Annotated in this window: 23 protein-coding genes; 22 read left to right on the top strand and 1 reads right to left on the bottom strand. The window is 40.2% G+C overall.

Annotated elements, in window-relative coordinates; genetic code table 11:
• Positions 1-51: 51 nt before the first annotated feature.
• The 19 genes from yfmF (at position 52) to FAY30_RS09450 (ending at position 19,234) form a co-directional block, all read left to right on the top strand.
• Complete coding sequence (gene yfmF / locus FAY30_RS09365; protein WP_149869629.1) at positions 52-1,332, top strand: EF-P 5-aminopentanol modification-associated protein YfmF; 1,281 nt, start codon at positions 52-54, stop codon at positions 1,330-1,332.
• Positions 1,332-2,624: an EF-P 5-aminopentanol modification-associated protein YfmH gene (gene yfmH, locus FAY30_RS09370; RefSeq protein ID WP_149869630.1), complete on the top strand. Its 1,293-nt coding sequence runs from the start codon at positions 1,332-1,334 to the stop codon at positions 2,622-2,624. Before yfmF ends, yfmH begins: the two co-directional genes overlap by 1 nt.
• Before the next feature lie 265 nt (positions 2,625-2,889).
• A complete protein-coding gene (gene ymfI / locus FAY30_RS09375) occupies positions 2,890-3,612 on the top strand; it encodes an elongation factor P 5-aminopentanone reductase (protein WP_149869631.1) in 723 nt (240 codons plus the stop codon).
• Between the two features lie 79 nt (positions 3,613-3,691).
• The gene (locus tag FAY30_RS09380) at positions 3,692-3,949 is read left to right on the top strand and encodes a DUF3243 domain-containing protein (protein WP_149869632.1); all 258 of its coding nucleotides are present in this window, start codon (positions 3,692-3,694) and stop codon (positions 3,947-3,949) included.
• Positions 3,950-4,127: 178 nt separating this feature from the next.
• On the top strand, positions 4,128-4,916 hold the full coding sequence (locus FAY30_RS09385; RefSeq protein ID WP_190284854.1) for a DUF3388 domain-containing protein: 789 nt from the start codon (positions 4,128-4,130) through the stop codon (positions 4,914-4,916).
• 20 nt (positions 4,917-4,936) lie between these two features.
• Positions 4,937-5,839 (top strand): helix-turn-helix domain-containing protein, encoded by a 903-nt coding sequence (locus FAY30_RS09390; protein ID WP_149869634.1) that lies wholly within the window; start codon positions 4,937-4,939, stop codon positions 5,837-5,839.
• Positions 5,840-5,890: 51 nt separating this feature from the next.
• Positions 5,891-6,475 carry a CDP-diacylglycerol--glycerol-3-phosphate 3-phosphatidyltransferase gene (gene pgsA, locus FAY30_RS09395; RefSeq protein ID WP_149869635.1) on the top strand — a complete coding sequence of 195 codons (585 nt, stop codon included), beginning with the start codon at positions 5,891-5,893 and terminating at the stop codon, positions 6,473-6,475.
• Between the two features lie 24 nt (positions 6,476-6,499).
• Positions 6,500-7,753 (top strand): competence/damage-inducible protein A, encoded by a 1,254-nt coding sequence (locus FAY30_RS09400; RefSeq protein ID WP_149869636.1) that lies wholly within the window; start codon positions 6,500-6,502, stop codon positions 7,751-7,753.
• Between the two features lie 246 nt (positions 7,754-7,999).
• Positions 8,000-8,122 (top strand): hypothetical protein, encoded by a 123-nt coding sequence (locus tag FAY30_RS27795; RefSeq protein WP_263315314.1) that lies wholly within the window; start codon positions 8,000-8,002, stop codon positions 8,120-8,122.
• A 283-nt stretch (positions 8,123-8,405) separates the two neighbouring features.
• Positions 8,406-9,449, top strand: a complete 1,044-nt coding sequence (gene recA, locus FAY30_RS09405; protein WP_149869637.1) for a recombinase RecA — start codon at positions 8,406-8,408, stop codon at positions 9,447-9,449.
• A gap of 321 nt (positions 9,450-9,770) precedes the next feature.
• Positions 9,771-11,330, top strand: coding sequence for a ribonuclease Y (gene rny, locus FAY30_RS09410; RefSeq protein ID WP_149869638.1), 1,560 nt, complete (start codon positions 9,771-9,773; stop codon positions 11,328-11,330).
• An 85-nt stretch (positions 11,331-11,415) separates the two neighbouring features.
• Complete coding sequence (locus tag FAY30_RS09415) at positions 11,416-12,213, top strand: TIGR00282 family metallophosphoesterase (RefSeq protein WP_149869639.1); 798 nt, start codon at positions 11,416-11,418, stop codon at positions 12,211-12,213.
• Between the two features lie 169 nt (positions 12,214-12,382).
• Positions 12,383-12,643: a stage V sporulation protein SpoVS gene (spoVS, locus tag FAY30_RS09420; protein WP_003211281.1), complete on the top strand. Its 261-nt coding sequence runs from the start codon at positions 12,383-12,385 to the stop codon at positions 12,641-12,643.
• A gap of 479 nt (positions 12,644-13,122) precedes the next feature.
• On the top strand, positions 13,123-14,859 hold the full coding sequence (locus FAY30_RS09425; protein WP_149869640.1) for a 2-oxoacid:acceptor oxidoreductase subunit alpha: 1,737 nt from the start codon (positions 13,123-13,125) through the stop codon (positions 14,857-14,859).
• A complete protein-coding gene (locus tag FAY30_RS09430) occupies positions 14,860-15,726 on the top strand; it encodes a 2-oxoacid:ferredoxin oxidoreductase subunit beta (RefSeq protein ID WP_149869641.1) in 867 nt (288 codons plus the stop codon).
• A 409-nt stretch (positions 15,727-16,135) separates the two neighbouring features.
• Positions 16,136-17,680, top strand: coding sequence for a tRNA (N6-isopentenyl adenosine(37)-C2)-methylthiotransferase MiaB (gene miaB, locus FAY30_RS09435; protein ID WP_149869642.1), 1,545 nt, complete (start codon positions 16,136-16,138; stop codon positions 17,678-17,680).
• Position 17,681: 1 nt separating this feature from the next.
• The gene (locus FAY30_RS09440) at positions 17,682-18,137 is read left to right on the top strand and encodes a YlbF/YmcA family competence regulator (protein WP_149869643.1); all 456 of its coding nucleotides are present in this window, start codon (positions 17,682-17,684) and stop codon (positions 18,135-18,137) included.
• Positions 18,138-18,393: 256 nt separating this feature from the next.
• A complete protein-coding gene (locus FAY30_RS09445) occupies positions 18,394-18,939 on the top strand; it encodes an outer spore coat protein CotE (protein WP_149869644.1) in 546 nt (181 codons plus the stop codon).
• A gap of 94 nt (positions 18,940-19,033) precedes the next feature.
• Positions 19,034-19,234 carry a hypothetical protein gene (locus FAY30_RS09450; RefSeq protein WP_149869645.1) on the top strand — a complete coding sequence of 67 codons (201 nt, stop codon included), beginning with the start codon at positions 19,034-19,036 and terminating at the stop codon, positions 19,232-19,234.
• A 13-nt stretch (positions 19,235-19,247) separates the two neighbouring features.
• Here the strand turns inward: FAY30_RS09450 and FAY30_RS09455 are convergent, their stop codons facing one another.
• Entirely contained in the window at positions 19,248-19,799 is a 552-nt protein-coding gene (locus tag FAY30_RS09455) for a GNAT family N-acetyltransferase (protein WP_149869646.1), read from the bottom strand.
• Between the two features lie 204 nt (positions 19,800-20,003).
• Here FAY30_RS09455 and FAY30_RS09460 point away from each other — a divergent pair, with 204 nt between their 5' ends.
• The 3 genes from FAY30_RS09460 (at position 20,004) to FAY30_RS09470 (ending at position 22,202) form a co-directional block, all read left to right on the top strand.
• On the top strand, positions 20,004-20,702 hold the full coding sequence (locus tag FAY30_RS09460; RefSeq protein ID WP_149869647.1) for a protein kinase family protein: 699 nt from the start codon (positions 20,004-20,006) through the stop codon (positions 20,700-20,702).
• Positions 20,703-20,800: 98 nt separating this feature from the next.
• Positions 20,801-21,265 (top strand): flavin reductase family protein, encoded by a 465-nt coding sequence (locus FAY30_RS09465; protein WP_149869648.1) that lies wholly within the window; start codon positions 20,801-20,803, stop codon positions 21,263-21,265.
• A 145-nt stretch (positions 21,266-21,410) separates the two neighbouring features.
• Complete coding sequence (locus FAY30_RS09470; protein ID WP_149869649.1) at positions 21,411-22,202, top strand: ABC transporter ATP-binding protein; 792 nt, start codon at positions 21,411-21,413, stop codon at positions 22,200-22,202.
• The last annotated feature ends 5 nt before the right edge of the window (positions 22,203-22,207 follow it).

Raw genomic sequence — 22,207 nt, forward strand, 5'->3', positions numbered from 1 at the left:
AATGTTTACATATGTTTAAGTAAGGCCCAAATCATATGAGGAGGAATGTAAATGGACGCTAATGCTGAAAAAATATCAGAAATGCAAGGCTTTAACCTTCATGTCATCGAAACAGAAAAATATAAGACGAATACATTAGTTTGGAGAATGAAAGCTCCATTAACAAAAGAAGATGTAACGAAACGGGCACTACTCCCCCATGTATTGCAAAGCAGCTCCGGCAGCTATCCAACCACTACGGCGTTACGATCATATTTAGATGAATTGTATGGTGCGACTCTTTTTGTCGATCTGGCGAAAAAAGGTGAATACCATATTATGAGCTTCTCTTTAGAAATCGCCAATGAAAAATTTTTAAGCGATTCCAATCCATTATTAAAAAAGGGTTTTGAATTACTTGCGGAAATATTGACGAACCCAAATATTTCAGATAACGCCTTTGACAGGGAGACAATTGATAAAGAAAAAAGGACACTTAAGTCCCGAATTCAATCAGTCTTTGATGATAAAATGCGCTATTCTAATGTCCGATTGTTAGAAGAAATGTGTAAAGGTGAGGCCTACGCCCTTCAGGTAAATGGGGAAGCCGCAGATGTGGATGCTATTACCCCGGAAAATTTATATGAATATTTCAAAAAGGCCTTTTTAGAGGATGAGATGGATCTATATGTCATTGGTGACGTTAAAGAAGAGGAAGTCAAAAAATATGCGGAAGAACTGCTTCAATTTGAAAGCCGCACACCGAAAGAAGTAAATCCGAAAACGATCAACAAAAGAGCAGAGGTTAATATTGTCAAAGAAGAGCAGGATGTAAAACAAGGCAAATTAAACATTGGCTATCGTACCAATATCGTATATGGCGATTCCGATTATTTTGCCCTACAGGTTTTTAATGGCATCTTGGGCGGTTTTTCGCATTCCAAGTTATTTATCAATGTGCGCGAGAAAGCGAGCCTTGCTTATTATGCGGCGAGCCGCTTAGAAAGTCATAAAGGCTTAATGATGGTGATGTCAGGCATCGATTTAAAGAATTATGATCAGGCTGTTGGAATCATAAATGAGCAAATGGAAGCAATGAAGAAAGGTGATTTCACCGACCAAGAGCTGGAGCAAACAAAGGCAGTCATTCAAAACCAAATCATGGAAACGGTTGATACAGCAAGAGGACTAACCGAACTCCTCTATCATAATGTAGTGGCTAAATCGGATATTCACCTTGATTCATGGATAGCAGAAATGCAAAAAACAACGAAAGAAGAAATAGTCGCGGTGGCGAAAAAGATTGATCTGGATACCATTTATTTCTTAACGGGATCGGAGGAAGGCAAATAATGGAGAAAATTACGTTTGATCAGATCCAGGAGGAGCTTTTTCATGAAAAAATGGACAATGGACTAAACGTTTATATTTTGCCAAAGAAAGGCTTTAATAAAACATTTGCAACCTTTACAACGAAGTACGGTTCAGTAGATAATACCTTTATCCCAATTGGGAAAGACGAGTATGTCAAAGTGCCCGATGGGATTGCTCACTTTTTAGAACATAAGCTGTTTGAAAAAGAAGATGGGGACGTGTTTCAGCAGTTTAGCCGTCAAGGGGCATCCGCAAATGCTTTTACATCTTTCACCCGTACCGCTTATTTATTTTCGAGTACATCAGACGTGGAAAAGAATCTTGAGACGCTGATTGATTTTGTTCAGGAGCCTTATTTCTCCGAGAAAACAGTTGAAAAGGAAAAAGGAATCATCGGCCAGGAAATTACAATGTACGATGATAATCCAGATTGGCGGCTATATTTCGGCTTAATCCAAAACTTATATCAGAATCATCCGGTGAAGATAGATATTGCCGGCACTATTGAGTCCATTTCTCATATTACAAAAGATTGGCTGTATGAGTGTTACAATACTTTCTATCACCCGAGCAACATGCTGTTGTTTATTGTTGGACCGGTAGATCCTGAAAAGATTATGACCCAGGTAAGAGATAACCAGTCCAAAAAAGACTATAAGGAAATGCCCGAGATCAAACGTAAATTTGAATCAGAACCCCCTCAAGCTGCTGAAAAGAAGCAGGTGCTTGAGATGAATGTGCAAACATCTAAATCCTTGGTAGGCATCAAAGCACTCCATGTCGATCAAACCGGGGATGAGCTGCTGAAAAATGAATTAACTATGAATGTCCTCCTCGATCTGCTGTTTGGCAAAAGCTCGGAAAATTACAATCAGCTGTATAGTGAAGGTCTAATCGATGAAACTTTCTCATATGACTACACCCAAGAGCAAGGTTTTGGATTTGCTATGGTTGGTGGAGACACAGGTGAACCGGACAAATTAGCTGACAGGCTCGAAAAAATGCTTCTCGAGGCTAAGAAGGGGAGCTCATTTAGTGAACAGCAGTTGGATCGAGCAATAAAGAAGAAAATTGGTGCTTTTTTACGTGCTGTGAATTCACCGGAGTATATTGCCAATCAATTTACTCGTTATGCTTTTAATGAAATGAATTTATTTGATGTTGTGCCAACATTAGAAAAAATAACATTACAAGATGTTCAATCATTGGCGGCAGAAGTCATCTCAGAAGAGCGCTTCTCCGTTTGCCAAGTAGTCCCTAAGAAAAAATAGCCAAAGAAGCGTCGGATACACGACGCTTCTTAGCTGTTTATTCGTTTGACTTTAAGGCTGTGTTAAAGGTGATTGTTGATTATATTACCCCTGTTGATTGTAGCGTAAGGTGCGAGACTCCTGCAGGAGCAGCGGGACAGGTGAGACCCCACAGGCGCTTTAGCGCCGAGGAGGCTCACCGCCCGCCCTGCGGAAAGCGAGCATCCTGAAGCGGAAATCAACAGCCAAGTTTAACACAGCCTAGTATAAAGAGAGAGTGATTTTAATGAAAAAATATGCACTCATAACGGGAGCAAGCGGTGGAATTGGACAAGCGGTTGCGTATCATTTAGCCTCCAAGGGTTATTCATTGTATTTACATTACAATAAAAATGAACAAGCCATACTTGAATTATTGAACAGGCTGCGGTCATTTAGCGGAGAATATATTCCCATCCAGGCAGATTTGGCGGCAGCTGACGGATATAAAACCATAGCTGCGCAAATCTTTTCTTTAGATGCCATCATCCATTGCAGCGGAAATAGTCAATACGGGTTGTTGGTCGATTTGCAACAAGAAGAAGCCGAGGCATTAATGAATATTCATGTCTTAAATCCATTACTGGTTACGAAAGAACTGCTCCCTAAATTTCTAGGCAAGAGCTCCGGAAATATTATTGTCATCACGTCTATTTGGGGCCAGACAGGTGCTGCATGTGAAGTGGCTTACTCAGCAGCAAAAGGAGCCCAAATTGCGTTTGTAAAGGCTCTTAGTAAGGAAGTGGCTTTAAATGGCATCCGCGTTAATGCGATAGCCCCAGGTGCAGTTGCGACGCCAATGATGGATGACTTCACTCCTGAAGAGGTACAGCAGATTTCCTATGAGATTCCAATGGGAAGGCTTGGACTGCCTGAAGAAATTGCGAACAGCGTTGCTTTCTTGTTATCGGATGAATCCTCCTATATTACAGGACAGGTTCTTGCAATAAATGGAGGGTGGTACACGTAAAAATTCATAAATTCTTCATGTATAGTTTAAGGCTCCTCCTCACAAAATAACCTTGTACTATTCTAAAGGAGGTAATATTATGTCTGTTTTAGATAACTGGAAACAGTGGGAGGACTTTTTAGCAGATCGTCTTCATCATGCTCAAAATGAGGGAATGAGTGAAGGGGCAATCAGCAATCTTGCGTTTCAAATTGGTGATTATTTAGCTAATCAAGTGGAGCCGAAGAATGAGCAAGAAAGAATTCTTTCAGATCTTTGGTCCGTTGCTGACAAACAAGAGCAGCAGGCCATTGCGAATATCATGGTAAAATTAATTTCGAATAATGGAACTCGATAAAAGGAGATGGGACCTTAATGGTCTCCTCTCTTTTTTTATACTGTCAAGCAAATATCTTAGATAAATGTGTCAATCTCTTTGTTTTTTCTTTCATCTTCAATCAAAATCATTTATTATAAGGGTTAGACGATGAAAGGCGAAAAAAATGTCGAAACTTCTGTTTGGGGGTTTTTTATTAATGAAAAAAGAATGGTACTTAGAATATGAGATTCAAAAAAACCGACCTGGATTATTGGGCGACATCTCATCCCTGTTAGGAATGCTTGCCATAAATATTGTTACCATTAATGGTGTTGATGAAGGCAGACGCGGATTGCTTATTTTAGCAAAAGATGATGATCAAATAAAACGACTTGAGTCAATTTTACATACGATGGACACAATAAAATTAATTAAACTGAGAGAGCCGAAATTGCGGGATCGGCTGGCTGTTCGACATGGACGCTATATTCAGAGGGATGCAGATGACAAAAAAACATTCCGCTTTGTGAGGAATGAGCTTGGATTATTAGTTGATTTTATGGCAGAATTATTTAAGCAGGAGGGACACAAGCTCATTGGGATTCGAGGGATGCCGCGTGTTGGGAAAACAGAATCACTGGTGGCAGCAAGTGTGTGTGCTAATAAACGATGGTTATTCGTGTCGTCCACTCTATTAAAACAAACCATTCGCAATCAACTGATTGAAGATGAATATAATCAAGACAATCTGTTTATTCTAGATGGCATTGTTTCAACAAGACGTGCAAATGAACGTCACTGGCAGCTGGTCCGTGAAATTATGCGTCTACCTGCGGTGAAAGTGATCGAGCACCCTGATATTTTCGTTCAAAATTCTGAGTACACGCTTGATGATTTTGATTACATTATTGAACTTAGAAATGATGCTGAAGAAGAGATTACATACGAGGTAGTTGATCAGCACAATATGTTCTCCGGATCAGATTTTGGAGATTTTGATTTTTAATAAATTGGAAGGTGTTACAGGTGACTGAATTAGGGAATCGACTAAAAGAAGCCCGATTAGCCAAAGAATTAAGCTTAGATGATTTACAAACCATGACAAAAATTCAAAAGCGGTATTTAGTAGGAATTGAGGAAGGCAATTATTCCAGCATGCCCGGGAATTTTTATGTACGCGCCTTTATTAAGCAATATGCAGAGGCGTTGGATCTCAATCCGGATGAAATTTTTGACACGTATAAGAGTGAAATCCCTGCTTCCTATAATGATGATTTGCCAGAGCAATTATCAAGGGTCAAGACACATAAATCCATCTCAGAAGGAAATTCAAAAATCTTTGATATCCTTCCCAAAGTATTAATCGTTGTGTTTGTCATTGGGGTGGCTAGTCTTTTATATTATTTTTTACAAAACCATGCCGGCGGCGGAACAAATGAATCGATTAAGAATGATAGTGATCAGGTTACAATTGAAAAATCTGAAAGCTTGGAAAAAGTAAAAGTGGATGAAGCAGAAAAAGATAAAAAACAGGATAGCCAAAAAAAGGAAACGGCCAAACAGGAAGAGAAAAAACAACCTGTTGTAGAAACACCTAAGCAGGAGCTGACAGCCGTTCAAAGCAATGGGAATAATTCCACATATGACTTAAAAAATGCTGATAAATTTGTCGTGAAATTAGTTTCTAAAGGACAAACCTGGGTAAGTATTAAAAACGGAAAAGGGAAGACCTTTTTTCAAGGGACACTTAGAACCGGGGAAACCGAGAGCCAGACAGAAGATTTATCAGCAGAAAGTACAGCTGTCATTAGAGTTGGGAACGCAGCAGATACTGATATTTATGTGAATGACCAAAAGCTTGAATACGCAGTACCAGCGACAGCGAATGTTCAGAACATCACGATTCAATATGTTCTGAAGACCGAATAGTCATCTGTTGATGACTATTTTTCACTTTCAATAATTACACGGAGGGAAATTATGAATATTCCAAATCGAATAACCGTATCAAGAATATTATTAATTCCAATATTCATGATTATTATGTTAGTTCCATTTGATTGGGGCAGCATGCATCTTCTTGGGGCGGACATGCCTGTTACCCATTTTGTCGGGGCGCTCATTTTCATTTTAGCCTCCACAACAGACTGGGTTGACGGCTATTATGCCCGCAAATATAACCTTGTAACCAATATGGGGAAATTCCTTGACCCGCTGGCAGACAAATTACTTGTCTCTGCGGCGCTAATTGTCCTAGTTGAACTGAATGATATCTATGCACCTTCTTGGATTGTGATAATCATCATCAGCCGGGAATTTGCGGTCACAGGTCTGCGCCTCTTACTTGCTGGCGAAGGTGAGGTTGTCGCCGCTAATATGCTTGGTAAAATAAAGACCTGGGCACAAATCGTCGCAATCTCGTCCTTATTGTTACATAATATTATTTTTGCTATGGTTTCATTCCGCTTTGATATTGTAGCATTGTGGGTGGCCATGATTTTTACCATTTGGTCGGGCTGGGATTATTTTGCAAAAAACAGCCATGTATTAAAGAACTCAAAATAGGATGAAATAGGGGGCGGCTTCGAAATGAATGCTGAGATTATTGCGGTTGGTTCAGAATTATTACTTGGGCAAATTGTTAATACGAATGCTCGTTTTATATCCCGGCAATTAGCTGCTCTGGGGATCGATGTATATTTTCATACAGTTGTTGGTGATAACCCTGACCGATTAAAATCAGCGATTGAAGCGGCGGAAAAACGTGCGGCCATGATTATCTTTACGGGCGGACTTGGGCCCACAAAGGATGATTTGACGAAGGAAACCATTGCTCGCCATATTGGAAAAGAACTTGTGATGGATTCGGCCGCATTAGAATCCATAGAGCTTTATTTCAAGCGGACAAACCGTGTGATGACAGAAAATAACCGTAAGCAGGCACTTGTATTAGAAGGGTCTTATATTCTCCCGAATGATCACGGAATGGCTCCGGGAATGGTCGTGGAAACCGGCAGTCATACCTATATGCTTTTACCGGGGCCGCCTAAGGAAATGGAGCCGATGTTTCTCCAATATGGGTGTCAGGCACTTTCTTCAAAAAATGGGTCGAACGATAAAATTGTTTCGAGGGTATTACGATTTTTTGGAATTGGCGAAGCCGCTTTGGAAACGGAGATTATTGATTTAATTGATGCGCAGACCAATCCCACCATTGCTCCACTGGCAGGTGACGGTGAGGTTACACTAAGGCTGACAGCGAAGCATGTGGATGAAACAACTGCTGAGTCCATGCTTGATGAACTGGAAAGTGTGATTCGGCAGCGTGTGGGTCAATTTTTATATGGGTATGACAATACCTCCTTATTGCATGAGCTGATGGAAGCATTACATAATAAGAAACTAACGATTACGGCTGCTGAGAGTTTAACAGGCGGGTTGTTCCAACAGGCGTTAACATCAGCTGCCGGAGCGAGTTCTGTGTTTAAGGGCGGAGTGGTTTGCTACTCTAATGAAGTAAAACAACAAGTATTAGGGGTAAAACCAGATACGCTTGAAATATACGGCGCCGTTAGTGAAGAGTGTGCGAAAGAGCTCGCCGAAAATGCCGCAAGGCTGGTCAACAGTGATATTGGAATCAGCTTCACAGGTGTGGCCGGCCCAGATGAGCTGGAAGGCAAGCCTGTCGGTACGGTTTATATCGGAATCGCGCTGAAGGGAAGGCCGACAGTGGTTGAGAAGCTTCTCCTTGGTGGTACAAGAGAAGCAAATCGCAACCGGGCGGTCAAATACGGCTGTTATTTTATATTGCGGAATTTAGAAGAATCACAGAATGCTAAATAGCGTTCTGTGATTTTTTTATTGGTGGAATGGTGGTTTGGTGGGCAGGAGGTGTTCATTGACCGAATAGAAGAAAAGAGAGGTTCTGCGGTAAATGAAAGCCCGTTACATTGACCGAAAAGAAGAAAGAGAGGCTTTGCGGTAAATGAAAGCCCATTACATTGACCGAAAAGAAGAAAAGAGAGGCTTTGCGGTAAATGAAAGCCCGTTACATTGACCGAAAAGAAGAAAAGAGAGGGCAGACGGTAAATGAAAGCCCGTTACATTGACCGAAAAGAAGAAAAGAGAGGTTCTGCGGTAAATGAAAGTCCGTTACATGACCAAAAAGAAGAAAAGAGGGGTTTTACGGTAAATGAAAGCCCGTTACATTGACCAAAAAGAAGAAAAGAACGACGCATAATTGGCAATAAAAAATTAAAATTAAATTTATAGAGAAAATCAGATAAATTGGTTATCTAAGGTATTTTGAATGTGAGAATACCAAAAAAGGGGGTCATATGTCAGTTATTGAGGTATAAATTGTATAAACATAAACAGAATGAATGTTCGACTTTTTCCTCGACAAATAACTAAAAAGAGGTTATATTAATAATAGGATTTATTTAATAGATTAGGGCAATACGTGAGTGTTTATATATAAGGGAGGAAATAGAACGTGAGTGATCGTAAAGCGGCATTAGAAATGGCGTTAAAGCAAATAGAAAAACAATTTGGTAAAGGCTCCATCATGAAAATGGGTGAACAAACGGAGACTAGAATTTCTACCGTTCCGAGTGGATCTCTTGCGCTTGATGCAGCACTTGGAGTAGGCGGATATCCTAGAGGCCGTATTATCGAGATTTATGGCCCAGAAAGTTCAGGTAAAACAACTGTAGCACTTCACGCAATTGCCGAAGTGCAAGCAAAAGGGGGACAAGCAGCGTTTATTGATGCTGAACATGCCCTGGACCCGACATATGCACAAAAATTAGGTGTTAACATCGATGAGTTATTGTTATCACAGCCTGACACAGGTGAACAAGCACTTGAAATCGCTGAAGCATTAGTGCGAAGCGGTGCCGTTGATATTCTTGTTATTGACTCAGTTGCTGCATTAGTTCCAAAAGCAGAAATTGAAGGCGAAATGGGTGACGCTCACGTAGGTCTTCAAGCGCGGTTGATGTCCCAAGCACTGCGTAAACTATCAGGCGCCATCAACAAGTCGAAGACAATTGCTGTCTTCATTAACCAAATTCGTGAAAAAGTTGGAATCATGTTTGGAAACCCCGAAACAACCCCTGGGGGCCGTGCGCTGAAGTTCTATTCGACAATCCGTCTAGAAGTACGCCGTGCTGAAGCGTTAAAACAAGGAACTGACATAGTCGGAAATAAAACGAAAATTAAAGTAGTAAAGAACAAAGTTGCACCACCATTCCGTACCGCTGAAGTAGATATTATGTACGGTGAAGGTATTTCCAAAGAGGGTGAAATCATCGATATAGGTTCAGAATTAGATATCGTTCAAAAGAGCGGTTCATGGTATTCCTATAACGATGAAAGAGTAGGTCAGGGCCGCGAAAATGCGAAGCTATTCTTAAAGGAAAACCCTGAGCTCCGCCAGGAAATTCAACAAAAAATCCGTGAACACTATGGTTTAGACGGTGATAAAGTAGTAACAGAAGCAGAAGAAGATGATGAGCAGTTTAAATTGCTAGATTAATCCAGCAAAGCAAAGCCCGGTATTGGGTTTTGCTTTTTCTTTTCAAAGTGAATAAATATGCAATTATATTAATAAATATTCATACAAAAACTCAATAAATTTACGGAATTTTCAAGTTGGCTCCTAAATAATTCAAAATGCCAATCAGACTAAGCCTTGACAATGAATATTCCCACCTTTACAATTAACATGTATATTTTACATTTTTGGAAATATTACGACGCGAAAAGCCATGGTGCTTGCTGTATGTTGAGTCTAAACAATGTACATGCCGACACTTGAAAAATGTAACAAAAGTTCATAGCAAGAGGAGGTGTAACGATGGACCCTATTACAATCATCTCCATTTTGCTTGGCCTTATCGTCGGTGCCGTTGTTGGCTATTTTGTTCATAAATCCATTGCTGAAGCAAAAGTAGCAGGCGCAAAGAATGCTGCTGATCAGATTCTTGAAGATGCGAAACGTGATGCTGATTCATTGAAAAAGGAAGCTTTGCTTGAAGCAAAGGATGAAATTCACAAGCTTCGAACAGAAGCAGAACGTGAGGTTCGTGAACGAAGAAATGAAATGCAAAAACAAGAAAACCGTTTACTGCAAAGAGAAGAGAATTTAGATCGAAAAGAGGAAACGTTAAACAAGCGTGAAAATCTTTTAGAAAAGAAGGATGATTCTCTAACCCAAAGACAACAGCATATTGAAGAGATGGAAAGCAAAGTGGACGAGTTGGTAAGAAAACAACAGACTGAACTCGAACGAATTTCAAGCTTAACCCGTGAGGAAGCGAAAGCCATCATTATTGACAGAATGGAGCAGGAATTGACCCATGATACTGCGATAATGATTAAGGAAAGCGAGAATCGTGCAAAAGAGGAATCCGACAAGAAAGCGAAGGAAATCCTTTCGCTCGCAATCCAGCGTTGCGCTGCTGACCATGTTGCGGAAACGACTGTCTCTGTCGTCAACCTGCCAAATGACGAAATGAAGGGCCGGATTATTGGCCGTGAAGGACGAAATATCCGTACATTAGAAACGTTAACGGGCATTGATTTGATTATTGATGATACTCCTGAAGCTGTTATTCTATCGGGATTTGATCCGATTCGTCGGGAAACAGCCCGCTTAGCGCTTGAGAAGTTAGTCCAAGACGGAAGAATTCATCCAGCACGTATTGAGGAAATGGTTGAAAAGTCTCGACGTGAAGTAGATGAATATATCCGTGAGGTCGGCGAGCAAACCACTTTTGAAGTGGGCGTTCATGGATTACATCCAGATCTTATCAAAATTCTTGGCCGATTAAAGTTCCGTACAAGTTACGGGCAAAATGTCTTAAAGCATTCAATGGAAGTGGCACAGCTTTCAGGGCTGCTTGCAGCTGAACTTGGTCAAGATGAAACGTTGGCACGTCGTGCAGGGTTGCTCCATGATATTGGGAAAGCAATTGACCATGAAGTGGAAGGAAGCCATGTCGAAATCGGGGTAGAACTTGCGACCAAATACAAGGAACACCCGGTAGTAATCAACAGTATTGCCTCACACCATGGGGATACAGAGCCAACGTCTATTATTGCTGTCCTTGTTGCTGCTGCTGACGCCTTATCAGCTGCCAGACCAGGTGCACGTAGTGAAACACTTGAAAACTACATCCGCCGTCTTGAAAAGCTAGAGGAGATTTCTGAGTCCTATGAAGGTGTTGAGAAATCCTTTGCGATTCAAGCAGGTCGTGAAGTGAGGATTATTGTAAGACCTGATGCCGTTGATGATCTTGCTGCACATCGATTAGCGCGCGATATTCGCAAACGGATCGAAGAAGAGCTAGATTATCCTGGACACATTAAAGTGACAGTTATCCGTGAAACACGGGCTGTTGAATATGCAAAATAAAGCGGTGCGAATGCACCGCTTTTATTTATGGACATTACCAATAAGTTAATACAGGAAAAAAATAAACAAGGACGAGAGGGAAAAAATGAATCTACTTTTTATCGGCGATGTCGTAGGATCACCTGGCAGAGACATGGTAAAGGAATACCTGCCAAAATTAAAAGAAAAATATCGTCCCCACTTCACAATCATTAATGGTGAAAATGCAGCCGGGGGCAGGGGGATAACAGAAAAAATCTACCGAGAATTTTTAAATTATGGTGCACAGGCTATTACCCTTGGAAATCATGCGTGGGATAATCGTGAGATATTTGAGTTTATCGATTCGGCAAAAAATATGGTAAGGCCGGCGAATTTTCCAGAGGGAACACCCGGAAAAGGACTAGCGTTCTTTAAAGTGAATGAATTAGAGGTAGCTGTAATCAATCTCCAAGGACGCACATTTATGGCCCCATTAGATTGTCCTTTCAAAAAAGCTGAGGAATTAGTTGAAATTGCACGGGAAAGAACACCATTTATTTTTGTTGATTTTCATGCGGAGGTAACCAGTGAAAAACAGGCTATGGGCTGGTTCCTGGATGGCAAAGTATCAGCGGTCGTTGGCACCCATACACATGTGCAAACAGCAGACAGCCGTGTACTGCCTGCCGGAACAGGTTATTTAACCGATGTAGGGATGACAGGGCCATATGATGGGATTTTAGGAATGGAACGAGAGGCTGTACTTAAGAAATTCCTGACCAGTCTGCCTGTACGATTTGAAGTTCCCAAATCTGGCCGCAATCAGCTGAGTGCAGTTTATATCGAGTTGGATAGAAAAAGCGGGCTGTGCAAAAATATGGACCGAATAATAATCAATGACGACCATCCTTTTTATAGTTAAGGTAAAAACCCCCGTTTTGGGGGTTTTTTGGGTTAATTCCTTGACAAATTTTGTCCAAGCCGGAATATGTCTTTTGACAGCTGAATATAGTAGCAGTGGAATGTTATATACCTGATTTGTTCATGAAACTGCTCATGCGGGATCGGGATTTTCTAAGGAGGAGCTAGGAATGGAAATATTAAAAGTTTCAGCAAAATCTAATCCTAATTCTGTAGCTGGTGCACTCGCCGGAGTTCTGCGTGAAAGAGGTGCAGCGGAAATACAGGCTATTGGTGCGGGTGCATTGAATCAAGCCGTTAAGGCAGTAGCGATTGCAAGAGGATTTGTAGCACCTAGCGGAGTTGATTTGATCTGTATCCCAGCGTTTACCGATATTTTAATTGACGGAGAAGAACGCACAGCTATTAAGCTAATTGTAGAACCGCGTTGAAAGAGATAGACTCTTTCCAGGGGGCGGCAAAAATTTATCTTCTTACCTGCTTGTTTTCACAACAAGCGGTTTTTTTTTGCCAATTATAAAGGCAGGAGCTGAATATATAATTATAAAAATATTATTCTGATATACATGAAAGTGATTAAAAATAGAAAACTGGGTTATCAATAAAAAGGCTGTGAAAGCGTAGAAAGCTGTACTTAGGATCACGATTTGGATATATTTCCCTATAGGGTAAAAGGGGAATTTTAAATAATAAAAAAATATTCATATTTTAGACAATATTTCAGGCCAAAGGGTTGCATTTTTTGGTGCATAGGTCTAGAATTGTAAGCGTTTAGTACGTATCCATGATTCTATCTTTTTAGTCTTTAAAGCATTAAAAGGCTAATCTCTAGTGAATTACTCGGAAAAGTGCTACACTAATACATGATTTAATCTACTGATTTTTTACATATCCAAAGGGGTGTAAGGAAATGATCAATCAACTTTCGTGGAAAGTTGGCGGACAACAAGGGGAAGGTATTGAAAGTACTGGGGAAATCTTTGCTATCGCACTGAATCGCCTGGGATATTACTTGTATGGTTATCGTCACTTTTCATCTCGAATTAAAGGCGGGCATACCAATAATAAAATCAGAGTAAGTACAACTGAAGTTCGTTCTATTTCTGATGACCTTGATATCCTTGTCGCATTTGACCAAGAAACAATCGATGTGAACTACAAAGAGCTTCATAGTAAAGGGGTAATTCTTGCGGATGCAAAGTTCACTCCAAAGAAACCGGAAGATACTGAAGCAGCAATGTATGCGGTTCCTTTTACAGAAATCGCCACTGAATTAGGGACGTCCTTAATGAAAAACATGGTGGCAATCGGTGCGACCTCAGCTGTCTTAGATTTGGATATTCAAGTTTTTGAAGAAGTAGTCCGTGAGATTTTCGGTAAAAAAGGCGACAAGGTTGTTGCTAAAAATATGGATGCAATCAAAGCTGGCTTTGATTACATGAAAGAAAAAATGGATGCTACTGTTCCGACGATGGTGCTTGAAAAAGCAGATGGCAAACACCGGATGTATATGATTGGAAATGATGCGATTGCACTAGGTGCCCTTGCAGCAGGATGCCGGTTTATGGCTGCCTATCCAATCACACCAGCTTCGGATATCATGGAGTATTTAATTAAGAAACTGCCTGCCGTTGGTGGTACAGTAATTCAAACTGAGGATGAAATCGCTGCTTGTACAATGACAATTGGAGCAAGCTATGGCGGTGTTCGTGCAATCACTGCTTCTTCAGGTCCTGGATTATCATTAAAAATGGAAGCAATTGGACTAGCCGGTATTACTGAAACTCCGCTTGTTATTGTAGATACTCAACGTGGAGGCCCGTCAACAGGACTTCCAACCAAACAAGAGCAATCAGACTTGATGGCGATGATTTACGGTACACATGGTGAAATTCCAAAAATCGTCATGGCACCAAGTACTGTACAAGAGGCTTTCTATGATACAGCTGAAGCGTTTAACCTTGCTGAAGAGTATCAATGCCCAGTAATCGTTTTATCTGACCTTCAATTATCTTTAGGAAAACAAACAGTTGAACCGCTTGATGTTTCTAAAGTTGAAATTAGACGTGGTAAGCTTGTTACGGAAGAACTTCCTGAGATTGAAAATAAGGGTTATTTCAAGCGTTATGAAGTGACTGAAGACGGCATTTCACCTCGTACAATTCCGGGGATGAAAAATGGTATTCACCATGTTACCGGTGTTGAGCACGCCGAAACTGGTAAACCATCAGAATCAGCAGCAAATCGGATTGCCCAAATGGATAAGCGTTTCCGCAAGGTTGAAAATATTCGATTTGATACACCTGTTTATAAAAATGCACCACATGAAGAAGCAGATTTGCTAATTGTTGGTTTTAACTCAACTCGTGGCGCTATTGAAGAGGCAATGGCTCGTTTGGAAAAAGACGGATTAAAAGTAAATCATGCACAAATTCGCTTGATCCATCCATTCCCATCAGACGAGGTTCTTCCACTTGTTCGTTCTGCTAAGAAAGTAATTGTTGTGGAAAACAATGCGACTGGTCAATTGGCAAATATCATGAAAATGAATATTGGGCATGCTGAAAAAATTACAAAGTTTGTTAAATATGATGGGAATCCATTCCTGCCACACGAAGTACATTCAAAATGTAAGGAGTTGTTCTAAATGGCCACTTTTAAAGACTTTCGAAATGATGTTAAACCGAACTGGTGCCCTGGCTGTGGTGACTTCTCTGTGCAAGCAGCAATGCAGCGTGCGGCAGCAAATGTAGGTTTAGTACCAGAAAATTTAGCAGTTATTTCAGGGATCGGCTGTTCAGGACGGATTTCCGGTTATATCAATTCTTACGGTTTCCATGGAATCCATGGCCGTTCACTTCCAATTGCACAAGGTGTCAAAATGGCAAATCGCGATTTAACGGTTATTGCTTCAGGCGGTGACGGTGACGGATATGCGATAGGAATGGGACATACTGTTCATGCCATCCGTCGTAATCTTGATATTACTTATATCGTTATGGATAACCAAATCTATGGTTTAACAAAAGGACAAACATCACCTCGTTCAGCAGTAGGTTTTAAAACAAAATCTACACCAATGGGGTCAATCGAACAATCCATTTCTCCAATGGAATTAGCGTTAACAGTTGGAGCAACATTCGTTGCGCAAAGCTTTTCAACAGATTTAAAAGACTTGACTGCATTAATTGAAGCGGGTATTAAACACAAAGGTTTCTCTTTAATCAATGTCTTCAGTCCATGTGTAACCTATAATAAAGTCAACACATACGATTGGTTTAAAGAAAATCTGACAAAGCTTCATGATGTGGAAGGGTATGATCCATCTAATCGTGAATTGGCTATGCAGACACTAATGAAGCATAATGGCTTAGTAACCGGCCTTATTTACCAAAACACAGAGCGTCCTTCCTACCAGGAATTATTGACTGGTTACTCTGAAGAACCGTTAGTAGATGCAGATTTAAACCTTGATCAAGCACACTTTGATAAATTAGTTGCAGAGTTTATGTAATCATATAAATCTAAAATCCCGCGGAATTTATTCCACGGGATTTTTTAGCTAATAGGAAAGTATAAATTTAGGAATTTTATACTTTCCTAACGCATAAGTGCAACTACTCCTCTGTCTTCGCCTAAAGGCGAGTTTTTTTACGTATTAGTGAATTATGTCACATCTAGAGTGAGAGAAATCGATTAAACTTATTAATTGGACTGCTTAAATGATTTTGCTAATCGCTAAAATGCCCGCAAACATGCGTGTTTACAGGGATTTCTATTGTTTTCATTTACGTAAACCTTTATACTATAATAATGTGCAGATCATGCTCATCGATCTATATTTATATGCACAGGTAAAAATTATCATTTAGAAATCTAATAGACGAGTAAGCGAACTTTTTACGAAAGGGGATTTTGGATAAATGAACGAAAAACAACGATTAGAAGGTCAGCAAGTCGAAACTGCTAATTCTTCGGACAAAAAATCCGCCAAGGATTACAGCAAATACTTTGAACAAGTTATTACTGCACCTTCTTTAAAAGAAGCCAAAAAACGTGGAAAAGAAGAAGTTAAGTATCATAATGACTTTGCCATTCCGGAAGAATTCCGTGGAATGGGTGAGGGCCGTAAGTTTTATATCCGGACCTATGGCTGTCAAATGAACGAACATGATACAGAAGTAATGGCTGGAATCTTTTTAGCATTGGGATACGAACCAACTGACAACACCGAGGACGCTAACGTGATCCTTTTAAATACATGTGCGATTCGCGAAAATGCTGAAAATAAAGTATTTGGTGAACTTGGGCACCTAAAAGCACTTAAACTGGAAAAGCCTGACTTACTTTTAGGTGTCTGCGGCTGTATGTCTCAGGAAGAGTCAGTCGTCAATAAAATTTTAAAGACATACCAGCAGGTCGATGTGATTTTTGGAACCCATAATATTCACCGCTTGCCAAATATTTTGCATGAAGCATACATGTCAAAAGAAATGGTTGTCGAAGTATGGTCAAAGGAAGGTGATGTCATTGAAAACCTTCCAAAAGTTCGCCGTGGAAAAATTAAGGCGTGGGTAAACATTATGTACGGCTGTGATAAATTCTGCACGTATTGTATCGTTCCGTTCACTCGCGGTAAGGAGCGAAGCCGACGCCCTGAAGAGATTATTCAGGAAGTGCGTCATTTAGCGGCACAGGGCTATCAAGAAGTGACACTGCTTGGACAAAATGTAAATGCCTATGGGAAAGATTTAGAAGGCATGAACTATGGTCTTGGAGAATTGATGGATGAACTGCGTAAAATTGATATCCCAAGGATACGGTTTACAACAAGCCATCCGCGTGATTTTGATGATCGTTTGATCGAAGTTCTCGCTAAAGGCGGGAATTTAATGGATCATATCCATTTACCTGTTCAATCTGGGTCAACAGATGTGTTAAAAATCATGGCGCGTAAATATACACGTGAACAATATTTAGAGCTAGTCAGAAAAATAAAAGCTGCGATTCCGAATGTGGCGTTAACAACGGATATTATCGTCGGTTATCCAAACGAGACGGACGAACAATTTGAAGAAACCATGTCTCTCTATCGGGAAGTCGGTTATGAATTAGCCTATACCTTTATTTATTCCCCTCGTGAGGGAACTCCAGCAGCTAAAATGGAGGATAATGTTCCGATGGAAGTAAAGAAAGAACGTTTACAGCGCTTAAACGCCCTTGTTAATGAGCTTTCTTTAGAAGCAATGAAGAAGCACGAAGGTCAAATCGTTGATGTTCTTGTCGAAGGGGAAAGCAAGAACAATCCAGATGTCCTTGCAGGGTATACAACTAGAAATAAGCTTGTGAATTTTGCAGCGCCGAAGTCAGCGATTGGAAAAATTGTTAAAGTAAAGATAACTGAAGCAAGAACATGGTCATTAAACGGAGAAATGGTAGAAGAATTAGAACCAGCAGAGGTGAAATAAAGTGACGAAGTATACAAAAGATGATATCGTCGCTCGTGCAGCAGAATTAGCACGTATGATTGCAGACACAGAAGAAGTTGACTTCTTCAAGCGGGCAGAAGCCCATATCCATGAAAATCAAAAGGTTAAGGCATTAATTTCAGACATTAAGGGTTTGCAAAAGCAGGCAGTTAACCTGCAGCATTACGGAAAGCCGGAAGCGTTAAAAAAGGTGGAAGATAAAATTGCTTCCATTGAACAAGAATTAGATGAAATTCCGGTTGTCCAAGATTTCAAACAATCACAATTGGAAGTGAATGAGTTGCTGCAACTAATTGCTTCGACCATTTCTAATACAGTTACTGATGAAATCATTATTTCAACAGGCGGCAATGTGTTAATGGGCGAAACAGGTGCGAGCGTGAAAAATGGCGGTGGTGATTGTGCAGGCCACGATGATTGTGATCACGATCATTAATGATAAAGGACCGGGCTTCTTATTGAGGCCTGGTTTTCTTTTTCTATAAATTTCCCCAACAAATCCCTATCCCTGAAAAAATCTTTGCAGCCAAACCTTCACTTTAAAGTACAGGCATGAAAGGCACACACCTATAAATCCCGCATAAAATGAATCATGACTAAACTTTTAACCAGTATTCACAAAATTATATATCACACTAGTCTATAAATCAGCATACGATGAAATGAAAATGAATGAGGAGGGTTCGCGCGAAATGGGAGAATATAGAGAGATAATTACCAAGGCGGTAGTAGCGAAAGGACGTAAATTTACCCAGTCCAATCATACGATTAGCCCGGCACATAGTCCGACAAGTATTCTTGGCTGTTGGATCATCAACCATAAATATAACGCGAAAAAAGTCGGTAAGACTGTAGAGATACATGGCTCATATGACATCAACGTTTGGTACTCATTTAATGATAATACCAAAACAGAAGTAGTAACTGAACGTGTTCAATATACCGATGTCATCAAGTTAAAGTATCGTGACCATGACTGCCTCGATGACAATGAAATTTGTGCTCGAGTGCTGCAGCAGCCTAATTGCTGTGAAGCTGTTATTTCCCCTAACGGTAACCGAATCATCGTCCATGTCGAAAGGGAATTCCTTGTAGAAGTAATTGGCGAGACAAAGGTTTGTGTCCGTGTCAGCTCTGAAGGATGCAAGGATAACGATGAGGATTGGGGCCTAGACGTAGACGACGAAGAATTCGAAGAACTAAATCCGGATTTCTTAGTCGGCTCTGAAGAGGAATAAAGACACTAGGAAGGTAAAACTTCCTAGTTTTTTTCTTGTTTATGAGAATGTTTAACTTGTAAAATCAGCATGCTAAATCCGAGGAGGTGTATGTATGGAGCCTAGACAGCCTGGGAATAAAAAGCTGCCTGATTTTAATGAATTGAACGACCGTATTATTGCTGAGAGTTCACCATCCCCCATGTTAGTCATCAAAACCAATCTTGACCCGAAGGAACCTATGGAGAATAATCCGTATTATCAAGAAGGAGAGCTCAAAAGCCCAAAAGCGTTTCGGGATTATTTTGAAGATTGAAAAAGCCAGGAGCTTATTCCTGGTCTTTTTCCCATTCATGCTTTAACAGTGATAATATGTATGTATCATGAAATTGTTCATTTTGATGAATGTAGCCGCGAAGTAATCCTTCCTTAGAAAAGCCCAGCTTCAGAAGCAAATTTACTGAGGCCTCATTTTCGGGGTATACCACGGCGCCGATTCGATTTAATTCTAATTGATTAAAACTAAACTGCAGCACCTCTTTAATTGCCTCTGAGGCATAGCCCATTCTCCAAAAAGAAGGATGGAGTTCATACCCAATCTCCGCACGTTTATTTTTCAGATGTAATACATTAAGACCGACTGTACCGATAATTCTTTGATTCTCCTTTAACTTGATTCCCCAGCGAATCCCCCGTTTTTCATGGAAGTTTTTGTGAAACATGTCTATTAATCTAGATGCCTCTACCTGCAAAGTAAAGCGATTCGTACCGTAAAACTGTGTCACATCTTCACATGATAAAATCTCATATAGTGGATCTACATGTTGATGTGTGATTTCAATTAAATTCAATCTTTTCGTTGCTAAAATAGGAAAAGCCATGGCAGCTCCTTTCAAAAAATGACCTAGAACGGATGTACATTAAGGTGGCATTATATTTTGGATAACTGAATATTTCCTTTATCATAAGTGTATATTGGCAGAAAAGAAATTTCCATTATAATATGTAATAAAAACCAGAAAAATCCTTTCGTCAGTTTGAAACTTGGAAGATAATTTGGAAATCTTTTGATGAGAAGGTGTAGGATGAAATCTGATGCGTATATTGATTTAATAGAAAAAGAATTATTGCCACAAATACGACTAACGATTGACAGCCCATTTGATCCGATTATCGTAAACAATCGCTCAAAATCTTGGAGAACGATCGGAAGTGGCAATTATGCAGGTGTCTTTTCACATGATTCCCGTCCGGAAAGAGTAGTTAAAGTGTACGGGAGAAGTCCAGAGGATCTTAAAAAGGAAATCGAAGTATATAAAAGGTTAGGGAACCATGAAGCTTTTTCCACTCTTTATGGATACGGGGAAACGTATTTAGTATTAAAAAAACTTGAAGGGATCACGTTGTTTGACGCGGTTGTTAGGGGTGTTCCCATTCCTGAATCTGTTATTGACGATATTGATCGAGGTTTAGAATTTGCCAGGTCTGTCGGATTAAACCCATTTGATGTTCACGGGAAAAATGTAGTCATGCATGATGGCAGGGGATATATCGTTGATGTCTCTGATTTTTATAAAGAAGGGCATTGCCGTAAGTGGGATGATTTAAAAAAGGCCTATTACAAGATTTATAGACCCTATCTTTACAAGTATCATCCGAAGATTCCGTTTTTTATTGTGGATGGAGTACGAAAAGGCTATCGGATCTACCGCAAGTTGAAAAAAATGGGGAAAAAGAGAATTCAATTTGCAAAGACGAATAATATGAATAATCCCAGAAGATAAGGTATATATAAAAACGAAAGCCGATTAAAAAAATTGTTGTTTACCACTCGTTGTGGAATCCTCATTTCCGGTCGAGGTGATAAAGGGGAGGGAATAGAATGGATGATCGTCAATTTAGGAATGCAATGGGCAAATTCGCGACAGGAATCACGGTGGTGGCTGTAGAAGTGGACGGAAACATTCATGGGATGACAGCGAATGCATTTATGTCGGTTTCACTTAATCCCAAGCTTGTCGTCGTATCAATTGCTGAAAAAGCACATATGCTTGAAAAAATTAGACAGAGCAGAACATTCTCCGTCAATATTTTATCAGGAGACCAACAAGATATGTCTATGATTTTCGCTGGTCAGGTGAAAGATCATCAAGAAGTGGTATTCGAACGTTTAAACGGGGTTCCGGTTTTACCGAATGCTTTGGCACAAATTTCATGTGAAGTCACGAATGCATACGTTGAGGGAGATCATACACTTTTTATTGGCAAGGTAACTGACATTCAAATGAAAGATTCTGATCCGCTAATTTATTATAGTGGAAACTATAGGAGGCTGGCGGAGGAGTAATTATTCATATATAAAACTAGCTAAAAGTGAAGGAACCCAGATTATTATTATCGGGGTTCTTTTTATATTAGAAAATTATACGCGTATTCTTCTGAAAATTTTGATATTATTAAATTAATAATATATCGAAAGGGGTTATCTTATTTTGGTAGTGCAGCTTGAAAATATCTCTTTGAAGCGTGACGGAAAGTCGATTTTACAGGATATCCAGTGGGATATAAAAAAAGGAGAAAACTGGGTTTTGTTTGGCTTAAATGGCTCGGGGAAGACTGCGATATTAAATTTATTAAATGCGTACAACTTTCCGACAGAAGGGAAAATAACCGTTTTAGGAATGGAATTTGGGAAAACCTACCTTGGGGAGAAACTACGGAAGCAGATTGGGTTTATCTCATCCTCGCTGCAAGAGAAATTTCATCCCGGCGATAATGGCTTTGAGGTCGTCTTAAGCGGTGCATTTGCCACCATTGGCCTTTACGAAATGCCGACAGATGAAATGAGACGGAAAGCCAGCAAGCTGCTAGAGGATCTAGGCTGTATTGAGTATGCTAACCGCAATTATGAAACGTTGTCACAAGGGGAAAAACAACGGGTCCTAATAGGCCGGGCATTGATGGCTGATCCGGCACTGCTCATTTTTGATGAGCCGACAAACGGACTGGATTTTATTGCCCGTGAGCATCTCCTCGACTCGATCGAAAGAATCTCCGGCAGTCCTGACGCTCCAACGATGATTTATGTCACCCACCATGCAGAAGAAATCCTGCCAGTTTTCAATAAATCCTTGTTGTTGAAAGAGGGACAAGTCTTTGCCAAGGGAAACACAAAAGATATGATCTCAAGCGAGCAGCTAAGTCAATTCTTCCAAATGCCAGTTACAGTAACCTGGGAGGATTACCGGCCACTGATAACAAAACAATATTCCAAAGTACAATAAGAAAA

The organism is Bacillus sp. S3 (assembly GCF_005154805.1).
Lineage (GTDB): Bacteria > Bacillota > Bacilli > Bacillales > Cytobacillaceae > Neobacillus.